Source organism: Pseudomonas sp. CCC4.1 (genome assembly GCF_035019225.1).
GTDB classification, from domain to species: domain Bacteria; phylum Pseudomonadota; class Gammaproteobacteria; order Pseudomonadales; family Pseudomonadaceae; genus Aquipseudomonas; species Aquipseudomonas bubulae.
Window position 1 is genome coordinate 20,753 of sequence record NZ_JASJWL010000058.1, and the last position, 7,631, is coordinate 28,383.

At 58.8% G+C, this 7,631-nt stretch carries 9 protein-coding genes; 6 read left to right on the plus strand and 3 right to left on the minus strand.

The genetic code is table 11. The features are described 5' to 3' along the window. Nucleotides 1-126 precede the first annotated feature (126 nt). The gene (locus QN377_RS22905) at nt 127-348 is read left to right on the plus strand and encodes a hypothetical protein (RefSeq protein ID WP_176464284.1); all 222 of its coding nucleotides are present in this window, start codon (nt 127-129) and stop codon (nt 346-348) included. Here QN377_RS22905 and QN377_RS18705 read toward each other — a convergent pair. Then, a complete protein-coding gene (locus tag QN377_RS18705) occupies nt 333-788 on the minus strand; it encodes a helix-turn-helix domain-containing protein (RefSeq protein WP_095018621.1) in 456 nt (151 codons plus the stop codon). The genes QN377_RS22905 and QN377_RS18705 overlap by 16 nt on opposite strands. Nucleotides 789-866: 78 nt before the next feature. On the opposite strand from QN377_RS18705, the gene QN377_RS18710 reads away from it, so the two are divergent. The 4 genes from QN377_RS18710 (at nt 867) to QN377_RS18725 (ending at nt 4,247) form a co-directional block, all read left to right on the plus strand. Further along, nucleotides 867-1,376, plus strand: a complete 510-nt coding sequence (locus QN377_RS18710) for a DUF2938 domain-containing protein (RefSeq protein ID WP_095018622.1) — start codon at nt 867-869, stop codon at nt 1,374-1,376. 376 nt (nt 1,377-1,752) lie between these two features. Next, a complete protein-coding gene (locus QN377_RS18715) occupies nt 1,753-3,282 on the plus strand; it encodes a flavin monoamine oxidase family protein (protein ID WP_323567649.1) in 1,530 nt (509 codons plus the stop codon). Between the two features lie 14 nt (nt 3,283-3,296). Continuing rightward, nucleotides 3,297-3,692, plus strand: a complete 396-nt coding sequence (locus QN377_RS18720; RefSeq protein WP_238705514.1) for a c-type cytochrome — start codon at nt 3,297-3,299, stop codon at nt 3,690-3,692. Nucleotides 3,693-3,743: 51 nt separating this feature from the next. Continuing rightward, nucleotides 3,744-4,247 (plus strand): RidA family protein, encoded by a 504-nt coding sequence (locus tag QN377_RS18725; protein WP_095002866.1) that lies wholly within the window; start codon nt 3,744-3,746, stop codon nt 4,245-4,247. 42 nt (nt 4,248-4,289) lie between these two features. On the opposite strand, the gene QN377_RS18730 is transcribed toward QN377_RS18725, so the two are convergent. Together QN377_RS18730 and QN377_RS18735 are read right to left on the minus strand one after the other, a co-directional pair. Then, nucleotides 4,290-6,440: a TonB-dependent siderophore receptor gene (locus QN377_RS18730; protein ID WP_095018623.1), complete on the minus strand. Its 2,151-nt coding sequence runs from the start codon at nt 6,438-6,440 to the stop codon at nt 4,290-4,292. A 202-nt stretch (nt 6,441-6,642) separates the two neighbouring features. Further along, nucleotides 6,643-7,143: an HPP family protein gene (locus QN377_RS18735; protein ID WP_095002864.1), complete on the minus strand. Its 501-nt coding sequence runs from the start codon at nt 7,141-7,143 to the stop codon at nt 6,643-6,645. A gap of 105 nt (nt 7,144-7,248) precedes the next feature. Between QN377_RS18735 and QN377_RS18740 the strand changes: the two genes are divergently transcribed. Further along, nucleotides 7,249-7,631 (plus strand): helix-turn-helix domain-containing protein (locus QN377_RS18740; RefSeq protein ID WP_323567648.1); only part of this gene is annotated, 383 nt, incomplete at its 3' end.

The window sequence follows — 7,631 nt, forward strand, 5'->3', positions numbered from 1 at the left end:
GCTACCGGCCGGGGTTTGTATGAACTTACGGCGAGTGGCGAAAGCGCCCTGGGCGAGCTTGGCCTTGATCTACAAACGGCAAGGGCACAACGCCGACGCTTTGCGTGCTCATGCATGGACTGGAGCATGCGCCGGCCACATCTTGCCGGTGCTCTTGGCGGCGCTTTTCTGCAGATGGCCCTGAGCCGCAAATGGGTAGTCCAGGACCTCGACAGCCGGGCGCTTGCAGTGACGCCCAAGGGGCGTAAAGCACTGGCTGGCCAATTCGGTTTACTGTCTGAAAACCACGATGATGCGCTATCAGCCGCACAGGGCAGGGCTGTTAACGCCATTCATGGGGTGTTCTGACTTTTGTCCGTGGGAGCTTGACTGCGTCCCGGTTTTTTCCTGTCGAGGCTGCGTGGCCTGACAGCGGCCAGTTTTTTCTGAAAGGCAGGGCATTCAATATGACGGGGAGCGGGGCAGGCTGCTGCTCGCCTGAGCTCGTCGCGAATTGTACTCAAGCGCTGGATGGTGCGATCAAGTTCGTCAGCCTTTTCTGCCAGGCGCTGGTGATCAATTTCAGGCTGACCGTCCGCCTTCAGCATGGCGGCGATATCGTCCAGTGAAAACCCCGAACACTGCCCCAGTGCGATCAACGACAGGCACTGAAGTACATCCGCACTGAACACACGGCTCAGGCCCCGACGGCCTGTCGAGCGGATCAGCCCTTTTTCTTCGTAGTAGCGCAGGGTTGAGGGCGGCAGGCCGCAGCGCCGTGCCACTTCACCGATCTCCATTTCTTTCATGCTTGACCTCAAGTCGACTTGAACTTGCAGACTGCTCTGACCAGGCCGACAAAACAGGCTTAATGCAGAGGGTACAACATGCAAACAAGTGAGATGGTACTGCGTATTCTGTTGGTTGGCGTGGGGGCCACCTTGATCATGGACGCAGGCGCTTTAATTCGTGCACGGGTCTTTGGTATCCCGTCCCTTGACTATGGGCTCGTCGGTCGTTGGCTGGGCCTCATGCGCCAGGGGCAGTTTCAGCATACCTCGATTGTGGCTGCGCCGCGTGTCAGGCATGAGCGTCTGATCGGCTGGGTTTTTCATTACCTGACGGGCATTGTCTTCGCGTTGCTGCTGGTTGTACTCACGGGTGTGGAGTGGTTGTTCCATCCCACGCTGATGCCTGCATTGGCCGCTGGCTTGATCAGTATGGCGGCACCGTTTTTTATCTTGCAGCCCGCCTTCGGCTTCGGCATCGCTGCATCGAAGACGGCGGCTCCCTACGTGGCAAGGCGCCGAACCCTGATCACCCATCTGACGTTTGGCCTGGGGCTCTATGTCGCCGGGTGGCTGGTACTGCTGCTCTATCCGACGCCGCATGCCTGAGGCGTTGCCCCGACCCGGCAGCGATGCGCCCATGAGGTACACAGCCACCTGAGCTGCCCAATACTGGCGCATCCGCTTTGCACCAAAAACAGACCTGCCCGACCTAAGTAGAAGCATTTGGCCGTGTCTGTTTGACGATCTTTTCTCTGGTTGCGGTTTTTTCTCCCTTCGTTAATTCATGGCATAGCGCTTGCTCTGGGACATCACCGGGCGCAGACATTTCTGTGGTCGGGCGATGCCGCATGCCGGGTTGTTCGTCAGTCATTGCCTGCGTATTTCCCTTCGATGCAAAGGACTGGTCATGCAAGAGAAAGCAATGGTTGTGAGCCGACGCAAAGTACTCAACTGGATCGGCGTGACAGCAGGCGCCGCTGCGATGTATCAGGCGATGAGCTCATTGGGCTTTGCCGCAGAATCAAATTACCAGCGTGACTTCGCCTTGAGCGGCGCACCGAAAGGCACCCGCGTACTGATCCTCGGGGCCGGGCTGGCCGGCATGACCGCCGCCTACGAACTGCGCAAGGCCGGCTACCAGGTCAAGGTGCTGGAGTTCAATGCCAAACCCGGTGGGCGTTGCTGGACGTTGCGTGGCGGTGACCGCTTCACCGAGCTGGGCGGCGCTACCCAGCATTGCGAATTCGACAAGGGCCTGTACCTCAACCCCGGCCCTTGGCGCATCCCGTACCACCACCATGCGGTGCTCGACTACTGCCACAAATTCGGCGTCGCACTGGAGCCCTTTATTCAGGTCAACTACAACGCAATGGTGCATTCCACCAAGGCGTTTAATGGCAAGCCGCAGCGTTATCGTGAAGTGCAGGCGGACTTTCAGGGGCATGTGGCCGAGTTGTTGAGCAAGGCCGTCAATCAGCACGGCCTGGATCAGGCACTGACCCGGGAAGACCGCGAACGCCTGCTGGAAGTGATGCGCAAATGGGGGGCGCTCGATAGCAGCAACGCCTACAAGAAATCCCTCGAAACCAGCATGCGCCGTGGCTTTGCCGTGGACGATGGTGGTGGCCTGATGCCCGAGGCGGTGGCGTCCGAGCCGATCGACTGCAAGGCGGTGCTGGATTCGAATCTGTGGCAAAGCATCGCCAGCGGCCAGGAATATGAATTCCAGAGCAGCATTTTCCAGCCCGTAGGCGGTATGGACATGATTGCCCAGGCCTTCCAGAAGCAGGTCAATGACCTGATCCATTACAACGCCAAGGTCACGCGCATCCAGCAAAACGACAAAGGCGTGACCGTGACCTATCAAAACAGCGACGGTAGCGGCGGGGCACAACAGGAGCAGGCCGACTGGTGCGTGTGCACATTGCCGCTGTCGATCCTCGGGCAACTGCCGGTTGATGTCAGTGCACCGATGATGAGCGCGATCCGCGCCGTGCCTTACGAGTCTTCGATCAAGGTCGGACTGCAATTCAAGCGCCGTTTTTGGGAGCAGGATGAGCATATCTACGGCGGCATCAGTTACACCGATACGCCGATCAGCAAAATCAGCTACCCGAGCACCGACTATGGCAAGCAGGGCAAGGGCGTATTGCTCGGTGCCTATATCTGGGGGCCGAACGCTTATGAGTTCACTGCCATGAGCCCGCAAATGCGCGTGCAGAAAGCCGTTGAGTACGGTGCCCAGGTCCACCCCCAATACCCGGCAGAGTTCGAAAACGGCATTGCCGTCGGCTGGCACCGCGTGCCCTGGACCAACGGTTGCTATGGCCTGTGGACCCCTGAAACCCGCCAGCAGCATTACAAGAATCTGTGCCAGATTGACGGTCGCATCGTCCTTGCCGGTGAGCATGCTTCCTATATCCCGGCCTGGATGGAGGGCGCGATCCTGTCCTCCCAGGATGCGATCAAGCGTCTGCATACCCATATTATTGCCAGCGCGAAAGCGGCCTGAGCCAGGAGTTAGCCATGAGAATGACTTTAACCACCGCTACCCTGGCAGGCCTGCTGGTCAGTGCCACTGCGCTTGCTGAAGATGCACCCATGCTGTCCACCTCCGGCAAGTTCGATCAGGCCAGCGGCGAAGCTCTGTTCAATCAGGTCTGCCAGGGCTGCCATATGGCTGAAGGCCAGGGCTCCCACGGGGCGGGCGCCTACCCGGCGCTGGCTGCCAACCAGAAACTGGGGGCCAAGGTGTACCCGGTGTATATGGTGACATCAGGGCAGGGCGGTATGCCGGGTTTCAAGAAGTACATGGATGACCAGCAGATAGCCTCGGTGGTCAACTATGTACGGACTCATTTTGGCAATCACTATGCTGACTCCGTGACAGTGGAGGATGTTCAGGCGGTCACCCGACGCTGACAAGCAACCATGGACTGCGCGCTTTTTTCATGACCCTCAAGGAATACAAAAATGTCTAAAAAATTGATCCCCGCTTTTGTGTTGACCTCGGTGCTGGCCGGCCTGATGACTACCCAGGTCAACGCCGCAGAAGTGATCCGTCACAAGCTGCCCAACTCGGACTTCCCGATCTCTCTGGCCGTGGAAATTCCACCGGGTGTCACCGTGGTCAACCTCAGTGGCGTGGTGCCGCCTATTGCCGACAGCAAGGCCGATCCCAAGACCCTGGCGGCCTATGGCGACACCGAAGTGCAGACGGTCAACGTGCTGAAAAATATCGAGGCTACCCTCAAAAGCCTGGGCCTGAGCATGGGCGATGTGATCAAGATGCAGGTGTATCTGGTGGGCACGCCGGAAACCGGCAAAATGGATTTCGCCGGATTTATGAAGGGCTATACCCAGTTCTTCGGTACCAAGGCCCAGCCCAAGCTGCCAACCCGCTCGGCGTTCCAGGTAGCCGGCCTGGCCAACCCCAACTACCTGGTAGAGATCGAGGTGACGGCCGCCCGGCCTTAACTCCGGGCCAAGGGGCAGGCGCGAGCGCGCCTGCCTGTCAGGCTAGAAGCTGACTTCTCCAGTCAGGCGCAGCGTCCTTCCTTCTCCCCAACTCACACGCCGGGTGTTGCCGCCCGAAGCCACAAAGTAGCTGCGATCGGTCAGGTTGCTGGCGTTGAGCTGCAGTGAGGTTTCCTTGCCCAGCAGATGGCTGGTCTTCCAGGATGCAAAAGCATCCACCGTGGTGTAGTCCGGCAGCTCGAAAGAGTTGCTGATATCCCCTGCGCGCTTGCCCACATAACGGGCCCCGGAGCCCAGGCGCAAGCGCCCGGCGAAAATATCGGCCGGAACTTCATAGGTCAGGTAAGCCCCGCCCACATGACGGGCCACGTTGAACAGGCGGTTGCCCTCGGTTTGCCGGGTGTCCTTTTTGATCCGTGCATCGGTGTAGGCGTAGTTGGCGATGACGCTCCACTGCGCGTTCAGGCGTCCGCTCATGCTCCATTCCAGACCGTTTGACTGCACTTCACCGGCAATGCGCTGGATCATATTGCCGAACGCGTCGAGCTCGCCGGTGTTCTGTTGTACGTTCTTTTTCAGGATGTCGTACACCGCCAGCTGGCTGGTCCAGTCGCCGTTGTCATACTTCATGCCGACTTCGTACTGGCGGCCGGTTTCAGACTTGTAGGTGCCTTCGAACGTGGTGCCGGTTTCCATCTCATTGGGTGCGAATGACTGGCTGTAGTTGCCATACACCGAGAGGTCGTCACGCATCTGATACACCAGCCCCAGGAAGGGCAAAAGCCTGGATTCGCCCTCATCGGTGGTTTGCTTGAAGTCCAGGCCCGCGCCGGAGTCGATCGAGTAATGCTGATAGCGCAGGCCCGGGGCCAGAATCCATTTTTCGCCCAGGTGGATAGTGTCTTTGACGTACAGTGACTGGCCCTTGATATGGCTTTTGCCGTTGGTGTTGGACGGGTTCACCTTACCCACCGGCGGCAGCAGGCCATACTGCGGGTCGGCCGGGTAGAAACCGCCGACATTGCTGCTTTGCAGGAAGTCGCCGTTGGCTTCGCGGCGGGTTTCATAGTCGACACCCGTGACCAGGTCGTGATCGATACCGAGCCAGGTCTTGTTACCAATCCAGTCCAGCGACAGGTAAGCGTTCTCCCGGTTGGCGCCCACGTTACGACGAAACCGCCGGGTCAGCTCGCCTGTTGCCGGGCGATATTCACTGGGGTCGGCCTGGTAGTCGTTGTAATGGTCATACACCCAGCCCGTGGTCAGGCGCACCCTTGAAGTGGGGTCGAGGCGGTACTCGGTGGTGGTGTTGAGCGACTGACGCTGGCCTTGGGCGCGGGTCCATTTTTCGTCCAGGCGTTTGTCGCGGCTGCCCACATGATGGCCGTTGTAGAACAGCGCGCCACGGTCCAGGGTATTGCTGTAGTCGTTGTATTCATAAGCGGCGAGAAACGACAGATCGTCAGACTCGTAGGACAGCGAAGGGGCGACCAGTTTCGACTTGTTCTGACCAAAGTTGCGCCAGTAATCCTCGTCGCGGTTTTGCCCGATCAATCGAAAGGCGAACCCGCTGTCACCCAGCGGCCCGGTGACATCGAACCAGCCATCGCCACCGCCCTGATCGCTCAGGGTGCCGCCCAGTGTGCTGTTCCATTGGTACTGCGGTTTTTTCGTGATCACGTTGATCACTCCGCCGGGTTCCTGCATGCCGTAGAGCAGTGAAGCAGGGCCCTTGAGCATCTCCACGCGCTCGGTGGTGACAGGTTGAAAGTTGCGGCCGATGGGCATGCGTACACCATCGCGCAATACGCCGCCATCATCGGAATTACCGAAACCGCGCTTGATAAAACTGTCCTGGGTGCCGCCGAAGTTATTGCTGACCACCACCCCGGGCATGAACTTGATCACGTCTTCGAGGGTTTGCGGTGCTTGATCCTTGAGTTGCTGGCGGGTCACTGTATCGACCACTTGCGACTGCTGCAGAAAGGGCGTTTCAGTCTTGTCAGCCGTCGAGCTGTAGCCCGCACGGTAGTCCGTATCGTCTTCGGCAGATTGCACGCCGTCGACCTGAATACTGGGCAGTTGCATGGGCGCGTTTTCACCCGCAAGCACCGTGCAACTGATCACCAGGCCGGTACATACACCCAGTGGCACAAAGCCTGCCCGTTTGAATCCATGCTTCCTTTGCAACATCCGTAACACTCCACACCAATGACGGCAGATAACTGAACGCGCTGCCGAGAACCGGGCAATAAACGGTGCGAAGTTGTTGATGCTTCGCTGTTCAGTGCGTTGGTTGAAACGTCTATGACGCGCGTTTCAGACTCGGCAGCGGGGCTGAATCGTATCAGCAGCAGGAATGTTTATCATTTACTTTGGTGTTGCAGGCAGCGCACTACCACCAGTACTTGGGGTAACTGCCGCGGTGGCGTGTGTTATTCAGGCACCAGGCAACCACCACGATCACGATGGAGCCCGCCAGCACCGGGGTCAGCAGAAAAGACAGCGGCGCGCCGGTCATCAACACCACAATCGGGTTGGCCCCTGCCGGGGCATGCAGGGTACGGGACTGTTGCATGGCAACCAGAGCCAGCCCGACGGCCAACGCGCAGGCCCACCACGAATTGCCCAGGGTATGCAAAATAATCAGTCCGACCAGGGTGGATATGACATGCCCGCCGATGATGCTGCGTGGTTGAGCCAGCGGCGAGTCGGGGACGCCAAAGGCCAATACGCAACTGGCCCCCATTGAAGCCATAAGCCATGGAGTGCCTGACAGGTTGCTCAGCCAGCCAGTAGCACCAATGGCGATGACTGCACCCATAAACGATGTCAGCGTAAAACGCAGGGAGGGTGCGGCTGGCGCACCGGATGTGAGCAGGCGACGTGCAGACATGGGAGTACTCGCGACGGGGGATGTGACAAAAGAATACCGATCGGTATACCTGCAAGTCAACCGATCGGTATACACTGTGTTGCATTCCACAGGAGGCCAGTACCCATGAGTACGTCTGATGCAATCACCCGCGCCGCCCTGCGCCTGTTCTATCGACAGGGTTTTCACGCCACCGGGGTGGAGCAGTTGAGCCAGGAGGCAGGCGTTACCAAGAAGACGCTATACCGGCATTTTTCCAGCAAGGACCATCTGGTCGAGGCAGCTCTGGAACTCCGCCACAACGAGTTCATGGCGAAAGTGCGAGCGGCAGTGGATGCGGTTGCGGTCTCACAGCGCCCGGCTGGCTACCTTGACTTCATAGCATCCTGGGTTCAGGAAGCGGATTTTTACGGCTGTGCCTTTATCAATGCATCCGCTGAATATGCCAGTCTGTCAGAGCAGCCGCACAGGCTGGCGCACCAGCACAAGCAGGCCCTTCAGGCCTATCT